General features: G+C 65.7%; 22 protein-coding genes and 1 other RNA gene. 15 read left to right on the top strand and 8 right to left on the bottom strand.

The annotated features are described in order from the left end of the window. Window positions 1-18: 18 nt before the first annotated feature. The 6 genes from PGN37_RS10255 to PGN37_RS10230 are packed head-to-tail and all read left to right on the top strand — an operon-like array spanning window position 19 to window position 7,102. Window positions 19-1,605 carry an acyl-CoA synthetase gene (locus tag PGN37_RS10255; protein WP_335330922.1) on the top strand — a complete coding sequence of 529 codons (1,587 nt, stop codon included), beginning with the start codon at window positions 19-21 and terminating at the stop codon, window positions 1,603-1,605. A 14-nt stretch (window positions 1,606-1,619) separates the two neighbouring features. Beyond that, a complete protein-coding gene (locus PGN37_RS10250) occupies window positions 1,620-2,741 on the top strand; it encodes a zinc-binding dehydrogenase (protein WP_335330921.1) in 1,122 nt (373 codons plus the stop codon). A 2-nt stretch (window positions 2,742-2,743) separates the two neighbouring features. After that, on the top strand, window positions 2,744-4,168 hold the full coding sequence (locus PGN37_RS10245) for an aldehyde dehydrogenase family protein (protein WP_335330920.1): 1,425 nt from the start codon (window positions 2,744-2,746) through the stop codon (window positions 4,166-4,168). Beyond that, window positions 4,165-4,941 (top strand): crotonase/enoyl-CoA hydratase family protein, encoded by a 777-nt coding sequence (locus PGN37_RS10240; protein ID WP_335330919.1) that lies wholly within the window; start codon window positions 4,165-4,167, stop codon window positions 4,939-4,941. Before PGN37_RS10245 ends, PGN37_RS10240 begins: the two co-directional genes overlap by 4 nt. Further along, a complete protein-coding gene (locus tag PGN37_RS10235) occupies window positions 4,938-6,047 on the top strand; it encodes an acyl-CoA dehydrogenase family protein (protein WP_335330918.1) in 1,110 nt (369 codons plus the stop codon). The genes PGN37_RS10240 and PGN37_RS10235 overlap by 4 nt, the downstream gene beginning before the upstream one ends. Window positions 6,048-6,076: 29 nt before the next feature. Continuing rightward, window positions 6,077-7,102 (top strand): acyl-CoA dehydrogenase family protein, encoded by a 1,026-nt coding sequence (locus tag PGN37_RS10230; RefSeq protein WP_335330916.1) that lies wholly within the window; start codon window positions 6,077-6,079, stop codon window positions 7,100-7,102. A 58-nt stretch (window positions 7,103-7,160) separates the two neighbouring features. On the opposite strand, the gene PGN37_RS10225 is transcribed toward PGN37_RS10230, so the two are convergent. Beyond that, window positions 7,161-8,030 (bottom strand): hypothetical protein, encoded by an 870-nt coding sequence (locus PGN37_RS10225; protein ID WP_335330915.1) that lies wholly within the window; start codon window positions 8,028-8,030, stop codon window positions 7,161-7,163. Between the two features lie 576 nt (window positions 8,031-8,606). Here PGN37_RS10225 and PGN37_RS10220 point away from each other — a divergent pair. Genes PGN37_RS10220 through PGN37_RS10200 form a run of 5 tightly spaced genes read left to right on the top strand, consistent with a single transcriptional unit; the run spans window position 8,607 to window position 12,864 of the window. Further along, window positions 8,607-9,098, top strand: a complete 492-nt coding sequence (locus PGN37_RS10220) for a nuclear transport factor 2 family protein (protein WP_335330914.1) — start codon at window positions 8,607-8,609, stop codon at window positions 9,096-9,098. Continuing rightward, complete coding sequence (locus tag PGN37_RS10215; protein WP_335330913.1) at window positions 9,095-9,958, top strand: SDR family NAD(P)-dependent oxidoreductase; 864 nt, start codon at window positions 9,095-9,097, stop codon at window positions 9,956-9,958. Before PGN37_RS10220 ends, PGN37_RS10215 begins: the two co-directional genes overlap by 4 nt. A gap of 1 nt (window position 9,959) precedes the next feature. After that, the gene (locus PGN37_RS10210; RefSeq protein WP_335330912.1) at window positions 9,960-10,997 is read left to right on the top strand and encodes an alpha/beta hydrolase; all 1,038 of its coding nucleotides are present in this window, start codon (window positions 9,960-9,962) and stop codon (window positions 10,995-10,997) included. Continuing rightward, window positions 10,987-12,063, top strand: coding sequence for a hypothetical protein (locus PGN37_RS10205; RefSeq protein ID WP_335330911.1), 1,077 nt, complete (start codon window positions 10,987-10,989; stop codon window positions 12,061-12,063). The genes PGN37_RS10210 and PGN37_RS10205 overlap by 11 nt, the downstream gene beginning before the upstream one ends. An 18-nt stretch (window positions 12,064-12,081) precedes the next feature. Then, window positions 12,082-12,864 carry an SDR family NAD(P)-dependent oxidoreductase gene (locus tag PGN37_RS10200; protein ID WP_335330910.1) on the top strand — a complete coding sequence of 261 codons (783 nt, stop codon included), beginning with the start codon at window positions 12,082-12,084 and terminating at the stop codon, window positions 12,862-12,864. A 94-nt stretch (window positions 12,865-12,958) separates the two neighbouring features. On the opposite strand, the gene PGN37_RS10195 is transcribed toward PGN37_RS10200, so the two are convergent. Then, window positions 12,959-13,891, bottom strand: a complete 933-nt coding sequence (locus PGN37_RS10195) for a hypothetical protein (RefSeq protein WP_335330909.1) — start codon at window positions 13,889-13,891, stop codon at window positions 12,959-12,961. 249 nt (window positions 13,892-14,140) lie between these two features. On the opposite strand from PGN37_RS10195, the gene PGN37_RS10190 reads away from it, so the two are divergent. Beyond that, a complete protein-coding gene (locus PGN37_RS10190; RefSeq protein ID WP_335330908.1) occupies window positions 14,141-14,779 on the top strand; it encodes a TetR/AcrR family transcriptional regulator in 639 nt (212 codons plus the stop codon). Here the strand turns inward: PGN37_RS10190 and PGN37_RS10185 are convergent. Next, entirely contained in the window at window positions 14,776-15,054 is a 279-nt protein-coding gene (locus PGN37_RS10185; RefSeq protein ID WP_335330907.1) for a ferredoxin, read from the bottom strand. The genes PGN37_RS10190 and PGN37_RS10185 overlap by 4 nt on opposite strands. Next, the gene (locus PGN37_RS10180; protein WP_335330906.1) at window positions 15,051-16,193 is read right to left on the bottom strand and encodes a Rieske 2Fe-2S domain-containing protein; all 1,143 of its coding nucleotides are present in this window, start codon (window positions 16,191-16,193) and stop codon (window positions 15,051-15,053) included. Before PGN37_RS10180 ends, PGN37_RS10185 begins: the two co-directional genes overlap by 4 nt. Window positions 16,194-16,331: 138 nt before the next feature. Here PGN37_RS10180 and PGN37_RS10175 point away from each other — a divergent pair, with 138 nt between their 5' ends. Then, entirely contained in the window at window positions 16,332-18,053 is a 1,722-nt protein-coding gene (locus PGN37_RS10175) for a 3-ketosteroid-delta-1-dehydrogenase (protein ID WP_335330905.1), read from the top strand. A gap of 19 nt (window positions 18,054-18,072) precedes the next feature. Here the strand turns inward: PGN37_RS10175 and PGN37_RS10170 are convergent, their stop codons facing one another. After that, window positions 18,073-18,738, bottom strand: a complete 666-nt coding sequence (locus PGN37_RS10170; protein ID WP_335330904.1) for a PadR family transcriptional regulator — start codon at window positions 18,736-18,738, stop codon at window positions 18,073-18,075. A gap of 121 nt (window positions 18,739-18,859) precedes the next feature. Between PGN37_RS10170 and PGN37_RS10165 the strand changes: the two genes are divergently transcribed. After that, window positions 18,860-19,399: a flavin reductase family protein gene (locus tag PGN37_RS10165; protein WP_335330903.1), complete on the top strand. Its 540-nt coding sequence runs from the start codon at window positions 18,860-18,862 to the stop codon at window positions 19,397-19,399. Further along, entirely contained in the window at window positions 19,396-19,983 is a 588-nt protein-coding gene (locus PGN37_RS10160) for a PaaI family thioesterase (protein WP_335330902.1), read from the top strand. Before PGN37_RS10165 ends, PGN37_RS10160 begins: the two co-directional genes overlap by 4 nt. A 29-nt stretch (window positions 19,984-20,012) precedes the next feature. Here PGN37_RS10160 and PGN37_RS10155 read toward each other — a convergent pair whose 3' ends face one another. The 3 genes from PGN37_RS10155 to ssrA all read right to left on the bottom strand — a co-directional run bounded on the left by PGN37_RS10155 (window position 20,013) and on the right by ssrA (window position 21,286). Next, window positions 20,013-20,423 carry a GNAT family N-acetyltransferase gene (locus tag PGN37_RS10155; RefSeq protein ID WP_335330901.1) on the bottom strand — a complete coding sequence of 137 codons (411 nt, stop codon included), beginning with the start codon at window positions 20,421-20,423 and terminating at the stop codon, window positions 20,013-20,015. 141 nt (window positions 20,424-20,564) lie between these two features. Then, a complete protein-coding gene (locus tag PGN37_RS10150) occupies window positions 20,565-20,846 on the bottom strand; it encodes a hypothetical protein (RefSeq protein WP_335330900.1) in 282 nt (93 codons plus the stop codon). A 71-nt stretch (window positions 20,847-20,917) separates the two neighbouring features. Beyond that, window positions 20,918-21,286: a transfer-messenger RNA gene (gene ssrA, locus PGN37_RS10145) on the bottom strand. Between the last annotated feature and the right edge of the window lie 35 nt (window positions 21,287-21,321).

Here is a 21,321-nt window from a genome sequence, read left to right as displayed (position 1 = left end):
CATGCCACGCTGCGGCACATGCACCACGACGACCTCGCCGCCGTCATCGCCAGGGCCCGCAGCCACAGCCTCGCCGACATCCCTCGCCGCTCGGCACGCAAGCAGCCCGACAAGACCGCGATCATCGACGGTGAGGTCGTACTCTCGTTCGCCGAGTTCGATCACTGGGTGGATCGGGCCGCAGCGGCGTTGCGCGACAACGGACTCGGGCCCGGCGATCGGTTGGCATTGCTGTCTCGCAATTGCTGGCAGTACGCGGTGCTGACATTCGCCACCGCGCGAGCCGGTGTGGTGCTGGTACCGATCAACTTCATGCTCACCGCTGCGGAAGTCAGCTACATCCTGGGGCACAGCAAGGCACGAGGATTCATCGTGGAGGCCGATCTCGTCCCGGTCGCTGAGCAGGCCATGGAGCTCGGCACCGTGGTGACCACCCACGCTGCGCTCGTCCCGCCGGGCCAAACATGTCCCACGGATTGGGCGGACCTCGCTGATTGGCTGACCACCACCAGCCTCGCACCGGCCTGCCGACTCGACGACGACCAGTTGCTACGGATCATGTACACCAGCGGCACCGAATCCCGCCCAAAGGGAGTGATGCACAGCAGCCGAAGCCTCATGTGGCAGTACATCAGCACGATCGTGGCCGGATCGATGTCCGGCGACGACGTCGAAGTTCACTCACTGCCGCTCTACCACTGCGCTCAGCTCGACAACTTCTTGGCCACCGATCTCTACCTCGGGGCGACGAGCATCATCCTCCCGCGCCCCGACCCCGAACTGGTGCTGCGCAGCATCGAGCGCTACGGCGTCACCAACTATTTCGCGCCACCCACGGTGTGGATCAGCTTGTTGCGCAGCCCGATCTTCGACGACGTGGATCTGTCGAGCCTGCGCAAGGGTTACTACGGCGCATCGCCGATGCCCACCGAGATCCTCCTGGAGATGCGCGATCGACTCCCGCAACTGCGGTTGTGGAACTTCTACGGTCAGACCGAGATGGCGCCCTTGGCGTCTGCGCTGGGTCCCGACGAGCAGGACGCGCACGCCGGGGCGGCGGGGCGCCCGGTGGTCAACGTCGAAACTGTCATCCTCGACGAGTCCGATGAACCGGTCGCCGTCGGTACGGTCGGTGAGATCGCCCACCGCAGTCCGCATTTGATGCTGGGTTACCTCGACGACGCGGGAAAGACCGCCGAAGCCTTCTCCGGGGGCTGGTTCCACTCCGGAGATCTGGGCTTCTACGACGCACACGGCCTGCTACACGTGGTGGACCGCAAGAAAGACATGATCAAGACGGGCGGGGAGAACGTCGCCAGCCGCGAGGTCGAGGAAGTGCTCTACCGCCACCGCGGCATTCAGGAGGCGGCCGTCTTCGCGTTGCCACACCCACTGTGGGTGGAGGCGGTTGTCGCCGCCGTGGTCGCGCGTGCGGACTGCGAGTTGACCGAAGACGACGTGGTGACGCATTGCCGCGAGCACCTGGCCGGGTTCAAGACGCCCAAGCGGATCTTCTTCGTCGACGCCCTACCGAAGAACCCCAGCGGAAAGCTGCTCAAACGCGATCTGCGGCAACGGTTCACACTCCATCCCGCCACCAACTGAAAGGCCACCACAGCGTGCACACCGGCCGCATCGCCCGTTTTGACGAACCCGGCTCACCCTTCACCATCGAGACCGTCACGCTGCCCGAGGTCGGCGCCGGAGAGATCCTTGTCCGCGTGTTGCGCGCCAACATCTGCGGGTCCGACGTACACGCCTGGCACGGCACCTTCGCCACCCGAGGACTGGGCGGCCAGCTGCCCACGGTGCTCGGTCACGAGATGGTCGGCGCGATTGAAGCGCTCGGCGACGGCGTGGCTTCCGACTCCAACGGCGCGCCGCTGACCGCCGGCACACGGGTGGTGTTCCCGTACTTCTACAGCTGCCACACGTGCCGTAATTGCCTGGCCGGCCGGCGCAACGGCTGCTTGAACCTCTCGATGGCGATGCTCGGCCGCGCCGACGAGCCGCCGTACTTCGTCGGCGGCTACGCTGACTACTACCTGCTGCCCGCGGGCGCGGTGGTCTACACCGTGCCCGACAGCGTCGGCGACGACATCGCCGCCGGCGCCAATTGCGCTCTGTCGCAGGTCATGTACGGCCTCGAACGTGTCGACATGGCGCTCGGTGAGCATGTCGTCGTGCAAGGCGCGGGGGCTCTCGGGCTCTACGCCATCGCCGTGGCCAAGGCCCGCGGCGCCGCACAGGTGATCGCCATCGACGCCGTGCCCGAACGGCTGGAACTGACCTCCGCGTTCGGCGCGGACACGGTGATCGACCTCAACGAGGTCGCCACGCCCCGGGATCGCGCCAAGGCGGTCCGCAAGCTCACCGGCGGGCACGGCGCCGACGTGGTCGTCGAAGTCGTCGGACACCCAGCCGCCATCGACGAAGGCCTGCAGATGCTCGGACAGTTCGGCCGCTATGTCGAGATCGGCAACATCAGTGTCGGGCAGACCTTCGCCTTCGATCCATCGCGGTTCGTGTTCTCCAACAAGACGATGGTCGGGGTGTCGCTCTACGACCCGGCGGTCCTGTCGCGGGCCCTGACGTTCCTCGAACGTCATCAGCATCAGCTCCCGCTCCAGCAACTTGCCGCGGCGTGCTATCCGCTCGCAGACATCAATGACGCGTTCGCTGCCGCCGACGGCAAGCGCGACGTGCGCGCCAGCATCGTTCCCCACCCCGCAGAAGGATGACCATGCCCACCTACGAGCGCCCCTCGCTGTTCATCGACGGCCAATGGGTCACACCGGCCGGCAACGGTCTCATCGACGTCGTCGATCCGGCCACCGAGAAGGTGATTGGCCACGTGCCTGCCGGCAGCTCCGCCGACGTGGACGCCGCGGTCGCGGCGGCCCGGCGGGCCTTCGACCCGACCATCGGTGTCGCCGAACGCCGCGAGCGTCTACACCGGGTGATCGACGCCCTCGAGAAGCGCCTGCCCGACATCGCCGAGCTGATCACCGCCGAGATGGGCGCCCCGGTCCGCATCGCGCAGACCGTACAGACTCAGGTCCCGCTGGCGGTGGCCAAGGGCATCGCCGAAGTCGTCGACACCTTCGACTTCCAGGAACGCATAGGCAACTCGCTGGTGCTGCGCGAACCCTACGGCGTCGTCGCGGCGATCACGCCGTGGAACTATCCGCTGTATCAGGTTGTGGCCAAGGTGGTTCCGGCGATCGCAGCCGGGTGCACCGTGGTGCTCAAGCCCAGTAACGACGCTCCGCTGTCCGTGTTCGAATTCGTCGAGGCCTGCCAGGACGCGGGATTGCCCCCGGGGGTGCTCAACGTCGTCTCCGGCCCCGGCCGGGTGATCGGCGAGCGGCTGGCCACTCACCCCGACGTCGACTTCGTCTCGTTCACCGGCAGCACCGAGGTGGGCGCCCGCGTCGGCGAACTGGCCGGCCGATCGGTCACCAAGGTCGCGTTGGAACTGGGCGGCAAGTCCGCCAACGTCATCCTCGACGGGGCCGACCTGGCGACCGCGGTCAAGGTGGGGGTCGGCAACGCGTTCCTCAACGGCGGACAAACCTGTATGGCCTGGACGCGGATGGTGGTCCCACAGTCCCGCTACACCGAGGCGCTGGACCTCGTGGAAAGTGCCGTCGGCCGCTACACCGTCGGCGATCCGTGGGACCCGGCCACACGCATCGGGCCGTCGGCCTCACGCTCACAGTTCGAGACGGTCCGCGGATACATCGAGCGGGCGCAACACGACGGTGCACGCCTGCTCGCCGGTGGTGCCGAACCGGTACGCGACGTCGGGTTCTTCCTTGCCCCCACCGTGTTCGCCGACGTCGATCCCGAGTCGGAACTCGGCCAGGAAGAGGTCTTCGGTCCGGTGCTGGCGGTCATCCCCTACACCGACCACGACGACGCCCTGCGCATCGCCAATGCGACCCCCTACGGTTTGTCGGGAGCGGTGTGGGCCGCTGATGACGACACCGCGATCGCGTTCGCCCGAGGTGTGCAGACCGGTCAGCTCGACATCAACGGCGGCGCCTACAACCCGCTCGCCCCCTTCGGCGGATACAAGAAATCCGGAATCGGCCGCGAACTGGGTCGATTCGGATTCGAGGAATACCTGCAGACCAAATCCCTCCAACTGAACGGGCACCGATGAGCACCCCGCTCCGCGTCGAGACCGACGGGCCGGTACAGGTGTGGACCATCGATGTTCCGGAGGTCGGCAACGCCATCACCGGGACCGACGTCATCTCCGCGTTCGAGACACTCGTCGACGAGGTCAACCGTGACAACGCCATTCGTGCGATCATCCTCACCGGCGCGGGCAAGATCTTCTCCGCCGGCGGCAACGTCAAGGAGATGGCGGACCGTCACGGCATGTTCGGCCTCACCCCGATCGACCAGCGCCGCGCCTACATCGACGGCATCCAACGCATCCCACGAGCCCTCGCCCGCCTCGAGGTGCCGCTGATCGCCGCGGTCAACGGGGCGGCCATCGGCGCGGGCTGCGATCTGGCCATGATGTGTGACATCCGGATCGCCTCGCAGCGCGCATCGTTCGCCGAGAGCTTCGTCACTCTGGGCCTGATCCCCGGTGACGGCGGCACCTGGTTCCTGCCCCGGGCCATCGGGTACGCCCGCGCCGCGGAACTGACCTTCACCGGCGAACGCATCGACGCCGACACCGCCCTGGAGTGGGGGTTGGTCAGCCGCGTCGTCCCACACGAGGAACTACTCACTGCAGCAAAGGCTTTGGCTGATCGAATCACCGTCAACCCGCCGCACGCCCTGCGAATGGCCAAACGGTTGTTGCAGGAATCGGTGAGCGGATCGCTGGAATCCACCCTGGCGATGGCCGCAGCGATGCAGCCGTTGGCTCATCACGACGCCGAACACGACCAGCGCATCGCGAAGTGGAGAACCTCATGACGTCGTCAAGGCTGCGTGGCGAAGTCCGCGCCTTCGTGGCCGAGCAACTCGCCGCCGGCGCGTTCACCCCGTCGGTCGATTCGTGGTTGTGCGGGTGGGATGAAGCCTTCACCACGGCCCTGGCGCGACGCGGGTGGCTGGGAATGACGGTGCCCCAGTGCTACGGCGGGCATGGCCGCACCTTCGGTGAGCGCTTCGTCGTCACCGAGGAGCTGCTCGCCGCCGGCGCACCGGTGGCCGCGCACTGGATCGCTGACCGACAAATCGTCCCGTCACTGCTCAAATACGGCACAGAGGAACAGAAGTCACACTTCCTGCCGAAGATCGTGGCCGGAGAGTGTTTCTTCGCCATCGGGATGAGCGAACCCGACTCGGGGTCGGACCTGGCCAGCGTGCGCACCCGTGCCGTGCCGGTCGACGGCGGCTGGTCGCTCACCGGCACCAAGGTGTGGACCTCCGGAGCGCATCACGCGCACGCGTTCATCGTGCTCGCCCGCACGGCGCCGGTGGATCCGGCGCACCGCCACGCCGGCCTCAGCCAGTTCATCGTCGACCTCCGCAGTCCCGGGGTCGAGGTGCGTCCGATCGTGTCGATGAACGGCAACCACCACTTCAACGAGGTGATTCTCGACGAGGTCTTCGTCCCCCAGACCCGGGTGTTCGGTGAGATCGGCAGCGGCTGGGAACAGGTGACATCGGAACTCAGCTTCGAGCGCAGCGGGCCGGAACGGTTCCTGTCCACCTTCCCCCTACTCGCCGCAGCCATCGACTCCCCCGCCGTGGCGCCGGTGGGTACCGACGCCGCGTGGGGACAGCTGGTAGCGCGCGTCAGCGCACTGCATCACATGTCGACCACAGTCGCCGATGCGTTGCAACGGGGCGAGAACGCCGACGTCCCGGCTGCGGTCGTCAAGGTTCTCGGTACCACCACCGAGGGCGATATCGCTGACTACGCGGCCTACGGAGCCGAAGATGAGGCGCCGTCCGACCGGCCGTGGGAAGCGTTGGTCGTCAACGCCGCCGACCAACGGCCAGGCTTCACTCTGCGTGGCGGGACCAACGAGGTGATGCGCGGCGTGATCGCGCGTGGATTGGGGTTGCGATGACGACAACTGCACCACAACAGGTTCCGTCGATGGTCGATCCCGAACTCGCCGCGATGATCGACGGTGTCCTCGCCGACCATCGCGCCACGGCTGCACCCATCGGCGCCGGCGAACGCAGACGTTGCGACCGCAACCTCTGGCAGCAGCTCGATTCGCTGGGTTTGGTACGCCTGACAGGCGCCGAACGCGACGGCGGGAGTGGCGCTGGCTGGGCGGAGGCGGCGGAGCTGATCACCGCGGCCGTCCGCCATGGCGTTCACCTGCCGCTGGCTGAACACGATCTTCTGGCGTGCTGGTTGATCGACGAGGTGTCCGGGCCCGCTGAGCCAACGCTTCACACGCTCTGCCAGCTCGCGCCCGGGGCATCGACCGGCCTGGCACCGTGGGCGGCAGAGGTTGACCGCCTGGCCGTCCTGTGGCACGGAGACGACGGTCATCGGCTGGCCCAGGTCGACACCGCGGACGTGCAGATCACTCGTGTCGCCAACATGATCGGCGAGCCCCGTGATCGCGTGACGGTCGACGTCTCGACGCTGCGAGGCGTCGCTGTGCCGCCCGAAGTGGTTGCCGTCGTCGCCCGCAGAGCTGCGATGCTACGGGCGCTGCAGGTGTGCGCGGCACTGGATCATGCCGTGGCTCTGTCCATCGAGCACGCGGCATCGCGCGTTCAGTTCGGCCGACCGATCGCGAAGTTCCAGGCCATCCAGAATCTCATCGCCGACGCCGCTGCCGAGGCCGCGCTCGCCCGCACCGCCAGCCAAGCAGCTCTGCAGACGGCAATCGACAGCAACTGGGCCGCAGCATGTCTCGACTTCCAGATCGCGGTCGCAAGGTCGTGCGCAGGACAGGCAGCACTGGTGGTGACACGCAACGCCCATCAGGTGCACGGCGCCATGGGAACCACCTTCGAGCATTGCCTACACGAATACACGCGCAGTGCACTGGCGTGGCGCTCCGAGTTCGGTTCCGCACGATTCTGGGATCTGCAGGTCGCCGCGCAGGCCAGCGCGAGCGGACGCTCAGGGCTGTGGGAAATCATCACCAGCGGAACGTGATTCACCGACGAGGGGCGCTCGGTCCAGATGACCCAGCGCCCCCCGATCCACTCGAATTTCAGACGACGGTGAGCATGACAGTCTGCACCGGATCCCCGTTGTACCGCTTGAACAGCTTGGCGAGGCTGAACCGGTTGTCGGTGACGAGCACCTCGAATGAGTCGGCGCCCCCGCCCGCGGCGAGGTACGCGGGGTCGGCCTGATAGGAAAAGGTGCCGGTGATCTCGTCGATGGTGACCGTACCGTTGACCGGCTTGCGCACCACGACGTAACGGACCTCGGGGCGCACGACCTCACCGGTGAGCACTCCGAGTGCGGTGCCGTCTGCGTTGAGCGCGCTCTGACTGATCACCGTCCCCTCCACGCCCTTCAGATCACCTTTCCCGAGATCGCCATTGAGCGTCGCCACCGATTTCTCGGCGGTTCCACCGGCGAGCAGATTGCCGACGAAGTCCAGCACCACGCCACCGGTGCCGAGGCCGTCGATGGTGACGGTGCCGGTTTCCTTGCCGGCGTAGTACGCCACGGAGTAGTCCGGGTTCAGGTAGACCGTCGTGTTGTCGACCGCGGCGGGCGCGTTCCAGTTGTCTCCTGCCTCGCCGCCGATGACCGCCGGGTTGGTATATGCGAGGGCAATCAGTCCCGGTACTTCCTCACATCCGCAGATTGCCGGTGACGGTGAGCCGGCGCGTACCGTCGACCGAATCTGTACACGCGTTCCGAGCTCGTCGGGATCGCGGGCGTCGAGGTCGCCAGTGATGATGCCGTTGGCGCCCTGCCGGTTGATCTGGACGTCGGTGACGACCGGTGCGGCGTTGAAGACGTTGCGCTGGAGGAAGGTCGCCACAGCCGCCAGGGGCTTGGGACGTTGCACCGGCGGAGTGTCGACCGCCTTCTCCCCGGACACAGCCTCGGAGGTAGCTGCCATGCGGGCGGATCGCTCTGCACGCCTGTCGTTGAACGACCCCTTCGCGCGGACGACGTCACTCTTGCTCTGCTGACGGGCTTCCCGTGCTTTAGCCACGCGGGACGGGCCTTTCGTGTCGCCAGCCGATCGCGCTGTAGCACCGGATGCACTCTGCGCGGTCGTCGATCGGCCGGCCGAAGACGAGGACTCACCATCGTCGGCGGACGCCACCCCGGTGGCCACAGACGTCATCAGCCACGCCGATGCGGCGAAACCCGCTGCGATACCGACCCCCTTGGCCACTGTGCGCGCCTGGGTGCTACGCGACGGCTGAGGTGAGACGGTCGGTGGTCGCGCGGAATCCGGCGTGTGTGACGGAGCTGCCTGCATGAGGATGACCTTCCTGAGAACGAGTTGTGAGACAGCCAGAGAGTGCCGACCCGGTGTGTCCTACGCCACATCGCGTCCCGATCACCGGACACACTCGCCTCCCGTCATCGATGACTTCTCCGGCACCAGTGCTGTGCTCGCATCAACCTCCCGCTCACCGGTCAGGTCAGCTCGGCGCTGCTGCACGGTCGGTTTCACTGATCTGTCATGAGCACCGAGATCACGCTGCCTGAGGTTCAGGAATTCATCGCCGGCTTCTGGTACCACTACGACGAAGGGCACTTCGACGAGCTGCGTTCCCGGATCGGCGAGGAGATGCAGTACCTGAGTCGGTCGCTCTCCGGCAACTGCCCGTTCGAGCACCTGTTGGCCGCCGAACTGCACGGCGGCGCAGAAACTCTCGCCTGGCTCATCGAACACCGCAACGAGAACCCCCACCCGTGTCGGCACCACGCCACCAACATCTTCCGCACCGGTACCGATGGTGACACGACCCGTGTCCGCTTCAACATGTTCGTCAACCAGATCACCAACAACGTGCCCTTCGCTGTGTCCAGCGGCGTCGCAGACGTAGGTATCCGCCGGGAGGGGGACGGTCTGGTGTTCACCTCGATGACGGTGATGCTCGACGCCGACGACTCGATCCCCTTCGCCGAGCACGCCGCCAAGGCGACGTCGGCAAGTACGCAGCCCGCGTGACCGCCGCCGAATTGTTCGGCGGCGGCGTCGCCGTCATCACCGGCGCCGGCGCCGGGATCGGCGCGGGCCTGGCCCGCCAGGCCAGCCGGCTCGGCATGAACGTCGTCCTCGTCGACATCGACGCCGGCGCCGTGGCGGCGCTGCGCGACGAGTTACGCGCGGCCGGCGGCACGGCGATCGACAAAATCTGCGACGTGCGCGATGCCGAGGCCGTACAGGCGCTCGCCGCCGCGGTGCATCACGATCTGGGGCCGGTGCGTCTGCTGGTCAACAACGCGGGCGTCGAGCAATTCGGCTATCTGTGGGACACGCCCGTCGACAACTGGCGGCGCGTCGTCGAGGTGAACATCAACGGTGTCTACCACGGCATCCGGGCGTTCCTACCGCACATGCTCGCCGGCGACACGCCGGCGTGGGTGTGGAATCTCTCGTCGATCGGCGGGGTCGCCGTCGTACCACTGCAGGCGCCCTACATCATGAGCAAGCACGCGGTGCTCGCACTCACCGAGTGCCTGCACCTCGAGGTCCAAGCTGCGGGGCACGCCGACCGTGTGCACGTGCAGGCAGTGCTCCCCGGCGCCGTGGTGTCGAACATCTTCGAATCCGCCGGTGGCGTCGACGGTGGGGACACCGATGCCGCCGAGTCGCAACGGGCCGCGATGCTCGACATCAAAGCCGCCGCCATGGATCCCCTGGCCGCCGCCGAAGTGGTGTTCGACCAGGCCGCCGAGGGTCGGTTCTACCTCCTCACCCAGCCCGACTACGTCAGTTCGGCGATGATCGAGCGTGCCCGCGTCTTGACCAGTCAAGAGGCGCCGCGGCTGCGCACAGAGCGCCGCTTCGATCCCTCGCGGAGCTGATGTGCGTTCTCCCACTTTGGATCCGGATGCCGCAGCACGAGTCGCCGCGTTCGGCGTCCCGACGCCGATGCGCACCCGTGGGCTCGCGGCCGTCCGGGCCGCCGTCGAATCGGCGCCACATCCGGCGATGCCCGACATGGCGTGCATCGACGACCTCACCGCACCCGGGCCTGGCGGGCGCCCCATCGCCGTGCGGTTGTACCGGCCCACCACCGCGCCACGGTGCCCGGTGCTCGTGTACTTCCACGGCGGCGGTCTGGTGATGGGGTCGAATCATTCGTTCGAACCTTTGGCCCGGGAACTGGCTCGGGCCAGCGGCGCAGCGGTCGCTGCCGTGGACTACCGGTTGGCTCCCGAATCGCCACCACCGGCGCAGTTCGACGATGCGTACGCAGCCACCGAATGGGTTGCCACTCAGGCCGACCGGCTGTCGCTGGATGCCGAGCGGCTCGGCGTCATCGGGGACAGCGCCGGCGGATCCCTGGCCGCCGCAGTGGCTCTGGCGGCCCGCGACCACAACGGACCCGCCATCTCGGTGCAGGTCTTGCTCTATCCCGGTTTGGATCGCGACATGGGTGCTGCGTCCATCACCGCCATGCCCGATGCACCCATGCTGGCCCATGACGACATCGTGTTCATGCACGAGACGGTCGACGGAGGCACCACCGCGCACTCGCCGTACCAAGTCCCTGCTCACGCTACCGATGTCGGCGGCCTGCCCTCGGCGATCGTCGTCACCGCCGAATGGGACCCGATCCGGGATTGGGGGGAACGCTACGCCGGCCGGCTGCGCGACGCCGGGGTGCAGACCACCCTCACCCGCTATCCCGGTGCCTACCACGGCTTTCTGATGCGCTCGGACGCGACGGCACGTGGGCGATTGGCCATTGCTGAGATCGGTGCGCTCGTGGCTGCGAAGTTCGCGCACCCCATCAGTTTTGGAGTACCTCCCGATCACCGGACGGTCACCACATCGCCGGCCGCGGTGATGCCCACAATCGACGATCACATCACCGAAGGAGAACACGATGCTGACTGACGAGCGCCGCCTGGAGCTGTCCGACGTGCTGCGGCCGGTCGCGCCGCCGCGCGAAATCACCGACGTCTACACCGCCGACCAACGCGAACGTCTCTTCGACGTCGTGCGCGCGAACGGGCCGTGGAAGCTGATCATCGCTCAGCACTTCGCATCGGCAGACGAGCTCATGGCCACGATGAGCGGCGCGTTCCCCGAAGGCTTCGAGCCGACGCTGGATCTGTTCCTCACCCCCACGTTCCGCGGCTATCTCGCCAACTACGGCACTGTGCTCTACCCCGAGCTACACGACTGCTTCTACAACGCTGAGTTCCTCGAGCACGCCAAGCGGTACTGGAGTGCCGAGTACGCCAAGCCGGAGCTGATGCTGTTCAACATCAACGGCCCGTGCGCCAATCGCGATCCGGGTCACCTGGACTCCCCCAGCTTTCGCGGTGTGCGGCACGAGAACGCCCCCACATGGTTGTGCAGCGTGATGGGCAAGTCGGGGCTGTTCACCGACTACTTGATCAAGATGGCACAGGTCATCACGTGGTTCTCCCTCGACGAAGGATCGGGGTTCACCTACTGGCCCGACGGCCCCCTGAAGGCGCCCGCGCGGGTGCTCCCGCCGATCAACAACCGCGGTGTGGTCGTGCAGAACGAGATGATGGTGCATCGTGGCGAAGCCAATGGCCCGGTGGAGCAGCAGGTTCCGGCCGGCCTGGCCTTCGACACCGTCTTCACCGGGGACCCGGCCGATACTGATGCCTGGCTGCTCAAGAACGGTGATGACGTCATCGCGCGCCATCGCACCGACGAGCTGCGGTTCCTGGTGCACTGGTCGGCGGAGGTGTTCACCGACTACGACGAACTCAAGAAGAACATGGACGGGTCCGACGACCTGACCGTCGACAAAGCCATCGACATGCTGGTCGACAACCTCGCCAAGCAGGGCACCAGGTTGGACATCCCCAGCGCACCCCTGCACGATCCGGCATTCATCGGCGCGCTCAATGCCGCGTATGACTTGGGTGGGCCCACCAGCTATCCGGAAGAAGCTCCGCTGAGCGCGTTTCAGCTGGCCTAGAGCGAAAGGCAGACTGCCATGGACCGTTTCGCTGATCGACGCGTCATCGTGACCGGCGCCGGCTCGGGCATCGGCGCGGCCACCACCGCACGCCTGCTCGACGAGGGCGCCACCGTAGTGGCTTTTGACATCTCGACCGACGGCTTGGCAGCCACGGCCGCGACAGCCGCCGAGGCCGGCACCGACAAGCGCTTGACAACAGCAGTGCTCGACATCGCCGTCGAGGACGACGTCGCCGCCGCCGTCGACACCGCGGTGGCCGACCTCGGCGGCCTGGACGTTCTCGTGAACGTGGCAGCGATGCAGACCTGCTCTCACACCCACGAGACGACCCTGGCGGAGTGGAACCGAACGCTGGCGGTCAACCTGACCGGCACCTTCTTGATGACTCGCCAGGCGTTGCCGGCACTGCTGGCCAGCAGGCGGGGCGTAGTCATCAACTTCACCTCGACCGCCGCGACGTTCGCTCACCCCTACATGGCGGCCTATGCGGCCAGCAAAGGCGGCATCCTCAGCTTCACCCATTCACTGGCACTGGAGTATTCGAAGCAGGGACTGCGCGCGGTCAACATCCAGCCCGGCGGTGTCTCCACAGCATTGGCGAACAGCACGCTGGACAAGATGCCAGAGGGCTACGACCTCGGGCTGTGGGCCAAGCAGACTCCGCTGCTGCACGGGACCGACAACGCCATCCTCGGTGATGCCAGCGCCGTCGCATCGGTGATCGCCATGGCGGCGTCTGATGACGGCGCCTTCATCACCGGAACGGAGATCCGCGTCGACGGTGGCGCACATGCGTGACGGCTGAGCCCAATCGCATCGATATCGGCGGATGAGGCCCGGCGGCTGGCGACGCGTTTCGGGCCTCATCCGTCCGAACATGTTGGAACACAACTTAACCGCGCACGGTCACATCCATCAACGGTATCCGCTCCATGGCGGACGCCCTGGGATCCGGCGCCGCCTCGGCGGCGGCGTGGTTCTCCTCGCCGCGCGTATAGGTCCAGACGCAGAACGGCTCACCCTGGGCGAATGTGAAGTCGTTGGGCGGTAGGTTGATGGCCAGCTTGCAGCCTGGGAAGAACGGCGCCGAGATGCGCTGCTCGAAGGTGCAATTCATCCATGCCCGCGCCGGAGGATAGAGACCCTCGTCGGTGTACTTCTGCAAGACTTCGCAGCGGCGCATGTTCAGGACGACGTGATCCGGGTTGTACACGATGTACTCGCCGCCGTAGCCCAGCGTCCCATCGATGCTCAAGACAGCCAGCTTCAAGAAGTCGACCACGTGGACCGGTTCGATCTTGAGGACCTTGGCGAGTTTCGGATACTGGTAGTCGATGATCAGCTGATACATGTCCGGCAGACCGAGCCACACCTCTTCTTCCGGGATGATCTTCGTCCACTGGTCGATGAGGTAGTTGTGCCCTTTCAGGTACTGATCCCAGTACGTCTTGATGAGTCGGATCAGCGCCGGCTTGGTCAGGTCCTCGGTCTGCACATCGAACGGAATCGCCTGGTACTGAGCGTCCTTCCAGTCCCACCCCGGCGGCGCGATATAGCGGCCCATCGGCATGACCTGACGCATGCCGGCGCGCGAGACCTTCGCGGTGACATCCATTGCGGCGTCGATGCCGACTTTCTCGGAGTAGATCTTGACGTGGGCGTACGGCATGAAGTTGAGGACGTCTTCGAACACGCGAGCCAGTCCCACGAGAAAGTCGCGGGAGAAGTCCGCGACATTGCCTACCTTGCCCATGAAGTCGTGGGTGTAGTCGTCGTAGTTCAGTTCCTCACTGGCGGAGGTCGATTCCTCGGGGGCGAGGGTCATTGGAACTCCAATCTGGGTGCCGGTTCCGGGCGGGGAGTCGCGGACGCAGGCTGTCACACACGCGACTCGCTGATGGATCGCAGTCAGTTTCTGCCTCTGTGGCAGAATCTGACTAGCGAAACGTTAAGTGGGCCACGCCGGCTACTGATGACGCGTTCCCGCTCAACGGGACGTCCGCGAGTGGAGACGGCCTGCGGCGCAAACGGGTGGTTAGGATCGATGGGCTGGTCGCCGAGGAGGGCTTGGTTGATGACGGTGGACAAGCCGGCGAAGTTGACGGCGCGACGCGCCGACGAACTACGGCTGACCATCGCGTTGGCCGCCCGCGACATGTCCCTTGCTGCCGGATCGACATCAGCAACGGTGGAGCGCATTTGTGAGACCGTCGGCATCGCGCCGCGGACCTTTCACCGTCACTTCCCCGTCAAGGAGGACGTGGTCCTCCCCTTGTTCCGACGGTTCGGCTCTCTGAGTCTCGACATGTTGGCCGTCGCCGACGTCGACGGCGACGCAGTCGCGGTGTTGGTCGAAGCATTCAGCACCGAGGTGCCTCGGCGCGGGCGGATGGACGTCGACCGCGCATTTCTGGCCCTGATGATCAGCGATCCCCAATATCGGCTGCGCTGGCTGGACTGGGGTCAAGACCTGGTCGAGCCGCTCACCGGCTTCTTGGATCGGCGTTTCGACCTGGACAATGAGCCGTACGTTCGCGATTTACCTGCGCAATTGATCGTTCAAGCCTGCCGGTATGCGTACGAGGACTGGGCCGAGCACGGAAATTTCGCGCGCCTCAGAGCCACCTTGTCGTCGGCGATGCGGATGATCACCGGATCCCTGGAACCTCTCGATCGTCCCTGCCGCACCGCATACCGGGTACCCCGAACCTAACGGGCGTCTGTGTCGACGACCAAGAGCGAACCGCTCTGCACCGCAGCGGTGATCGAATCAGCGAGCGCGCTGCACGTCAAGAACAGCCGACCACCGTGGGGCTCCAATTGAGTTGCCTGACAACGTTCCTGGCATTGCTGCGATGCCATGGCCGTCCATTGCACGCTGGTTTGATTCAAGCTGCTCTTGCGGACCTCGACGCCCGCGTGGCACCGCCGGCACGTCACCGACACCATCGGGACGTCAGCCAGCCGATTGTCGGGGCGGACGGTCATCCGGCCGTGGCCGCGGCCGAACGGGCGGCGATGTTGGCTTCCACTTCCTTCATCCACGCCTCGGTGGGACGCGTGGTGTCGAGTTCGAATTCGAAGCGATCCACCATCTCGGGCGTTACGTCGGCGACGTCGACGTAAAACTGCTCGTACCACCGCCGCAGCTGATAGACGGGCCCGTCCTCCTCGACCAGAAGTGGGTTGTCGATCCGGGCCTTGTTGCGCCAGATCTCGACATCCTGTTCGAAGCCCATCTTCACGAAGTCCCCCAGCGCGACCGCAGTCTGCACCGCGAGTTCGTCCGGCACGAAGGCATTCTTCTCGACCACGATGCCGTATTGCAGCACAAAGGAATTCGCATCGATCGGATAGTGGCAGTTGATCAGCACGGTGCGCTGGTCGAAATCGCCGTAGTGGTAGGTCAGATCATCGATCATGAAGGAGGGGCCGTGATAGGACGCCAACGATGTTGTGCCCGTCAGTTTGGATCCTTCCGGATCGGCGAGGTCGGGGCGGCCGGCGCTCTTCATGTACTGCGTCGCGACGTGGCCCTCGAAGATGTTCTTGAAATGTGTGGGCAGCGAGCCGTGGATGTAGAAGAAGTGCGCCATGTCGACGACGTTGTCGATGATCTCGCGGCAATTGGTGTGCACGACCGTGCTGTACCAATGCCAGTCGGTCCATGCGTCACTGGTGGCGCCTTCGATGCGTGGGATGGTGACCTCTGCGGGCGGCGCCTTGCGCTCGGGGTCGTTCCAGACGAAGAGCATGCCGTCTTGTTGAAGCGTGGGCCAGGACGCCGTGCGCGCCAGGCGCGGGGTGCGCTTGCTGTAGGGCACCAACTTGCACCGGCCGTCCCCGCCCCACCGCCAATCGTGGAAAGGACAGGCGATCTCGTTGCCCTTGATCGCGCCCTGCGACAGGTCTCCCCCCATGTGACGGCAGTAGCCGTCCAAAACGTTGATGGTGCCGTCCTCGCCGGCGAAGACCACGAGCTTCTGCCCGAAGGCGTTGATCTGGTGCGGATGACCGTCGGTGAAGTCGCGGATCAACCCCAGGCAGTGCCACCCCCGGGCGAACCTGGTTGGGACCGAACCGGCTTCGATGAGCCGGATACCGTCGGCGTCAGGGTGGGTCGTCATCGAATGCCGTCCTTCGATCAGTGCGGTGTGGGCTTCTCCACCCCATCCAACCGCTAGCCCGTGCCAGCGGCAGGCGAGCGTTCCGCTCACCAGGACACGGGAAATACACCACGCAGAACCGCGCTTATCGTCACCGCCGTGACCGCCGCGCCCCGCCACCACACCATTCCCGCCGGATTGACCGTCTCAGACACCGAGGTCGACCTACTGATCGTCGGCTCGGGGACCGGGCTGGCAGCCGCGCTGGCGGCTCACGAACAGAGCCTTTCAGTGCTCGTCATCGAGAAATCAGGGGTTGTCGGCGGCTCCACAGCGCGCTCGGGGGGTGCGCTGTGGCTGCCGGCCAGCCCCGTCATCGCCGAAGGAGGAGGCAACGACCCGGCCAGCCGCGCGCAGACCTATCTGCACGCGGTGGTGGGCGATTCCGCGCCTGCGGCCCGATCAACGGCGTACCTGAAGCAGTTACCCGCCACCGTCGACATGCTGCGGCGTACGACGCCGATGAAGCTGTTCTGGGCCAAGGACTACTCCGACTACCACCCCGAGGCAGCCGGCGGGTCGGCCGCTGGGCGCACCTGCGAATGCCGTCCTCTGGACACCGCGATCCTCGGGCAGTACCGGTCGGCGCTGCGGCCGGGGGTCATGGAGGTCAGCATCCCCATGCCGACCACCGGCGCCGACTACCGGTGGCTGAATTTGATGAGCCGCGTGCCCCGGAAGGGCATCCCCACCATCGCGAAACGGTTGGCGCAGGGCGTCGGCGGCCTGCTGCTGGGACGGCGCTATGCCGCGGGAGGTCAAGCGCTGGCGGCGGGACTGTTCGCCGGCGCGATCTCGGCGGGCATCCCGATCTGGCTCGACACCACGCTGACCTCTCTCACCACCAAAGGTCCCCGAGTCACCGGTGCGGTCATCGAACACCGCGGCGCCAGCTTGACGATCACAGCCCGCCGCGGAGTGGTTCTCGCCGCAGGCGGGTTCGACCACGATATGGACATGCGTCACAAATTCCAGTCGGAAAGGCTTGACGCTCATCTGAGTTTGGGGGCAGACACCAACACCGGCGATGCCATCCGCATCGGCCAGGACGTCGGCGCGGACATCGCGTTGATGGACCAGTCGTGGTGGTTCCCCGCGGTCGCACCGCTGCCCGACGCCGCGCCCGCAGTTCTTCTGGCCGAGCGGTCCCTGCCGGGATCGTTCATCGTGAATCAGCACGGGCAGCGGTTCGCGAACGAATCGGCGGACTACATGAGCTTCGGACAGCGCATCCTGGACCTGGAGAACGCCGGCACGCCAGTCGAGACGATGTGGATGGTGTTCGACCAGCAGTACCGCAACAGCTATGTCTTTGCCGCAGAACTGTTCCCACGCATGCCCATTCCGCAGCGCTGGTATGACGCGGGTATCGCAATACGTTCCGAGGACTTCACTGAACTGGCCGCCAAGATGGGGATTCCGGTGAACTACTTGCTTTCCACCGTCACCCGGTTCAACGAAAACGCCTCCGCAGGGCAGGATCCCGATTTCGAACGCGGTCGCAGCGCCTACGATCGCTACTACGGCGACCCCACCATCACACCCAACCCCAATCTACGCCCGCTGGTCAAAGGTCCGTTCTACGCGGTCAAGATGGTGCTCAGCGATCTGGGTACCTGCGGTGGGTTGCGCGCTGACGAGCGGGCCCGGGTACTGCGTGAGGACAGCACGGTCATCGACGGGCTCTACGCCATCGGGAACACCGCGGCCAATGCCTTCGGGCACACTTACCCCGGTGCCGGCGCCACCATTGCGCAGGGACTGGTCTACGGCTACATCGCCGCACTCGACGCGGCGCGCCCGCGGCTGGCACAGGTGTGACGAGCCGGCCTGAGTACGACTAGTCGGCGTCCTCGGCCTCGACCTGCTTCTCGATCTCGTACCAGAACGCCGGATCCGGCCACGGAATCTTGGCGCTCTCACCGACTTTCGGGAACGTGGCTTCGGCCTCGTCGAGATCCTTGATCAGCTTCAGCGTCAGTTCCCGTTCGGAGGTGTAGTAGCGCTCGGCCCAGTCCAAAGCGATCTTGGCGTATGCCCACGATGGGTCAGCTCCGGCCCACCGGGCTTCCTTGGCGGCGTCGCTCTGCATTCGGTCGACGTAGGCGATGTGCTCCTGGAGCATCGCTTTGAGCGCTGTGGGATCGCTCAGATGGCCCAGCGTGATCCGAAGAATTGCAGGATGTTTCAACGACGGAGGCTCCACAGGAGCCTCGCGGGCCCACCGGGTGGCAGCGTCCAGTCCCGATTGCGTGATCTTGTAGAGCCGGCGGGAACGTGTGCCGTTGTTCTCCACCCGCGAGGTCAGATATCCGAGCTTCTCGAGTTTCTTCAACTCGGAATAGATCTGGCTGTACGCGGGACTTCCGTAGAAGAATCGCATGCTCCAGTCGATCCACTTGCGGATGTCGTACCCGGACAGTTCCTGTTCGTACGACAGCAAGCCCAGCAGGGCCCAGCTGGTGGCGGCCAGCTGCGGCTTGCCCGACGGTTCGGAATCTGTCACTGACCGAGCGTAACAACCCAGCTCATCAGCCTGCATCTGGTGAACCGCTGGGTGGGAGGAGACGTTGCACGTCAACGCCGTATCCGAGGATCGTTGGTGGCTACCACCGAAGGGACAGAACATGATGCGATCCGACGAGTCGACCGCGGCCACGCCTGCCCGGCCGGCTCCCCAGGACATGCGTGCTGTGCTCGGCCACTTCTGCACCGGTGTTGCGGTGATCACCGGCCATGACGGCCGCAGTCCGCTCGGCTTCACCTGCCAGTCGGTGACCTCGGTTTCCCTCGGCCCGCCCTATGTGTCGTTCTGCCCTGCCCTGTCCTCCACCAGCTGGCCGGCGATCCGCGCCACGGGCCGTCTGTGCATCAACATCCTCGCCGACCATCAGGAGGCCGTCTGCGCGCAGTTCGCACGCCGGTCCGACGACAAGTTCGCCAGCGTCGACTGGAGTCCCGCCGGCAACGGAGCCCCGCGTATTCACGGCGCGCTGGCCACAATCGAGGCCGACGTGGAGTACGAGCACGGCGCCGGCGATCACACCATCGTCGTCGCCCATGTCACAGCACTTCAGGCACACAGCGGCCGACCGCTGCTGTTCTACCGCGGTGATTTCGGCGGCTTCGCCGACCGGCCGGTGGGCGAAGCGATGTCGGTGTCGTGAGTGCAGCCCACCACCACGTTCCGGAAGAGCTCTATCGCGGGTTGACCGACTCGGTGCGCCGGCTGGTCGACGTCACCATCCGCAGCCAGGCCGATTCCTCCACCCTTACGGCGGCGAAAAAGGCGATCGATGCAGCCGCCGACGAGCTGAGTCAGGAGCCTCTCGCGGAGTCCTTCGGCGTTCGGCCCGCACCCGACGGATCGCACCGCGCGTGGGGCAATGTCGTCATCGGACTACGAAACCCGTTCGCCCCGCCGCTCGTCGTCCACCACGACGCCGACGGCCGCGTGTGGGCCGATGTCACGCTCGGCGCCGCCTACGAGGGTCCGCCCGGACACGTGCACGGCGGCATCTGTTCCCTGATCCTCGACCACATGTTGGGGGCTACGGCGCACGAGGCTGATTGGCCGGCCGTCACCGGAACACTGACCGTCCGCTATGAGGCTGGCACGCCGCTCGGACCGCTGCATGCCGAGGCGCACATCGACCGCGTCGAGGGTCGCAAGGTCTTCGCCGTCGGACATCTCGCCACCGAGGCTGGCATCACCGTCCGTGCCCATGGCGTGTTCTTCCGCAAGAGTTAGCGCGGACCCACGAAACCTTTCGACAGTGATCAGCTGACTGCTTTGACGAAGTACACCCTCGAATAACCCTCGTCCACATGGCGATCCACCTCGACGTAACCGAGGTGGGGGTAGAGCGCCAGGTTCTCCGTCATAGCGGCATTGGTGTAGAGCCGGACCTCGAAGAGTCCGCGATCACGCGCCCGCTGCTCGGCGAAGTCCAGCATCACGCGTCCCAAGCCGCGCCCCTGGTGTTGAGGAGCGACGGCGACGCTGTCGACGAACACGTGATCGGGGTGGTCGATGAGCACGAGAACGCCGGCGACGCGGTCGTCGTCGATCACCACGTGCACGTGATCGGTGCTCGTGATCAGCTCCCCGTAGTCGACGGTCATCGGGGCCGGCGGTCGGCCGATGCGTTCGATGTAGGGCTCATACGCCTCGGTGATGATGCGTGCCACGTCAGCAGTATCGGCGGATGTCGCCGTCCTGATCTCGGGGGTTGTTCTCACCTGGGTGATGCTCCGATCCGTGGTGAACGACTGGGGGCCGCAGCACCTCCGGTCTGGACCGCTCAAGTCGAGGGTTTCAGCGTCAGGCGGTCAGAAGGCAAAAGTACAAATGCCGCCGAGGTTGGGGTAGAGATCCATGACCTCCAGTCGTGGATCGTCATCACCGACCCACACTCTCCATGAGCCGTCGGGGGTGCACCACACTTCGACCTGATTCGACGATCCGACCAGTGATGGGATCACCTTTGACACGACAAGTGTCGGGCCGACGACGGTGATCCCCACCAACCCGAGGGAGGCGGCGAACTTTTTGCCGTAAGTGAGGCTGGAGAACCAGGACGCAAAGACGTCGCCCCACCGCACATCCCCCATGAGCTGACGATAAACGCACACGGCGAAACGAGAAACAGGCCAGAGCTCAGTAGCTCTGGCCTGTCCTCATCCGGTGGAGCTGCCGGGAATCGAACCCGGGTCCTACGGCATTCCCTCAAGGCTTCTCCGTGCGCAGTTCGCTATGTCTCTACTCGGATCTCCTGATCACGCGAACAAGTCAGGATGACGATCCCAGTCGCTGTTTGATGTCCCCGTACATCCCGCGACCGGATGTATGGGTGGGTCCCTCTAGCTGATGCCAGGGTCCGGGCCGAGGGCGCTCCCGGTCTGACAGACTCACCGTCGCTTAGGCAGCGAGGGCGAAGTCGCGCTGATTGGAATCGGCGCTTAATTGGTTGCAACGACGCTTACGGTGGTCAATTGCCTGCACCGGCACGCTTCCCTTGATTCGATGCGCGAAGTCGAAACCGTTCAGCCCCTCGCACCCCCACTGACTCTCAGCAGGAACGTTCAT

The sequence above is a fragment of the Mycobacterium kyogaense genome (assembly GCF_036946525.1).
Classification (GTDB): domain Bacteria; phylum Actinomycetota; class Actinomycetes; order Mycobacteriales; family Mycobacteriaceae; genus Mycobacterium; species Mycobacterium kyogaense_A.
The sequence above is the reverse complement of the archived record's forward strand: the minus strand, read 5'-3'. Positions and strand labels throughout refer to the sequence as shown.

Excerpts from the sequence above, each read along its gene's own strand:
- PGN37_RS10165 (WP_335330903.1), top strand. The coding sequence starts at position 18,860 with ATGATGCGATCCGACGAGTCGACCGCGGCCACGCCTGCCCGGCCGGCT.
- PGN37_RS10195 (WP_335330909.1), bottom strand. The coding sequence starts at position 13,891 with ATGACCCTCGCCCCCGAGGAATCGACCTCCGCCAGTGAGGAACTGAAC.
- PGN37_RS10235 (WP_335330918.1), top strand. The coding sequence starts at position 4,938 with ATGACGTCGTCAAGGCTGCGTGGCGAAGTCCGCGCCTTCGTGGCCGAG.
- PGN37_RS10200 (WP_335330910.1), top strand. The coding sequence starts at position 12,082 with ATGGACCGTTTCGCTGATCGACGCGTCATCGTGACCGGCGCCGGCTCG.
- PGN37_RS10185 (WP_335330907.1), bottom strand. The coding sequence starts at position 15,054 with ATGACCGTCCGCCCCGACAATCGGCTGGCTGACGTCCCGATGGTGTCG.
- PGN37_RS10245 (WP_335330920.1), top strand. The coding sequence starts at position 2,744 with ATGCCCACCTACGAGCGCCCCTCGCTGTTCATCGACGGCCAATGGGTC.
- PGN37_RS10255 (WP_335330922.1), top strand. The coding sequence starts at position 19 with ATGCACCACGACGACCTCGCCGCCGTCATCGCCAGGGCCCGCAGCCAC.
- PGN37_RS10230 (WP_335330916.1), top strand. The coding sequence starts at position 6,077 with ATGGTCGATCCCGAACTCGCCGCGATGATCGACGGTGTCCTCGCCGAC.
- PGN37_RS10180 (WP_335330906.1), bottom strand. The coding sequence starts at position 16,193 with ATGACGACCCACCCTGACGCCGACGGTATCCGGCTCATCGAAGCCGGT.
- PGN37_RS10205 (WP_335330911.1), top strand. The coding sequence starts at position 10,987 with ATGCTGACTGACGAGCGCCGCCTGGAGCTGTCCGACGTGCTGCGGCCG.
- PGN37_RS10240 (WP_335330919.1), top strand. The coding sequence starts at position 4,165 with ATGAGCACCCCGCTCCGCGTCGAGACCGACGGGCCGGTACAGGTGTGG.
- PGN37_RS10220 (WP_335330914.1), top strand. The coding sequence starts at position 8,607 with ATGAGCACCGAGATCACGCTGCCTGAGGTTCAGGAATTCATCGCCGGC.
- PGN37_RS10150 (WP_335330900.1), bottom strand. The coding sequence starts at position 20,846 with ATGGGGGATGTGCGGTGGGGCGACGTCTTTGCGTCCTGGTTCTCCAGC.
- PGN37_RS10190 (WP_335330908.1), top strand. The coding sequence starts at position 14,141 with ATGACGGTGGACAAGCCGGCGAAGTTGACGGCGCGACGCGCCGACGAA.
- PGN37_RS10225 (WP_335330915.1), bottom strand. The coding sequence starts at position 8,030 with ATGGCAGCTACCTCCGAGGCTGTGTCCGGGGAGAAGGCGGTCGACACT.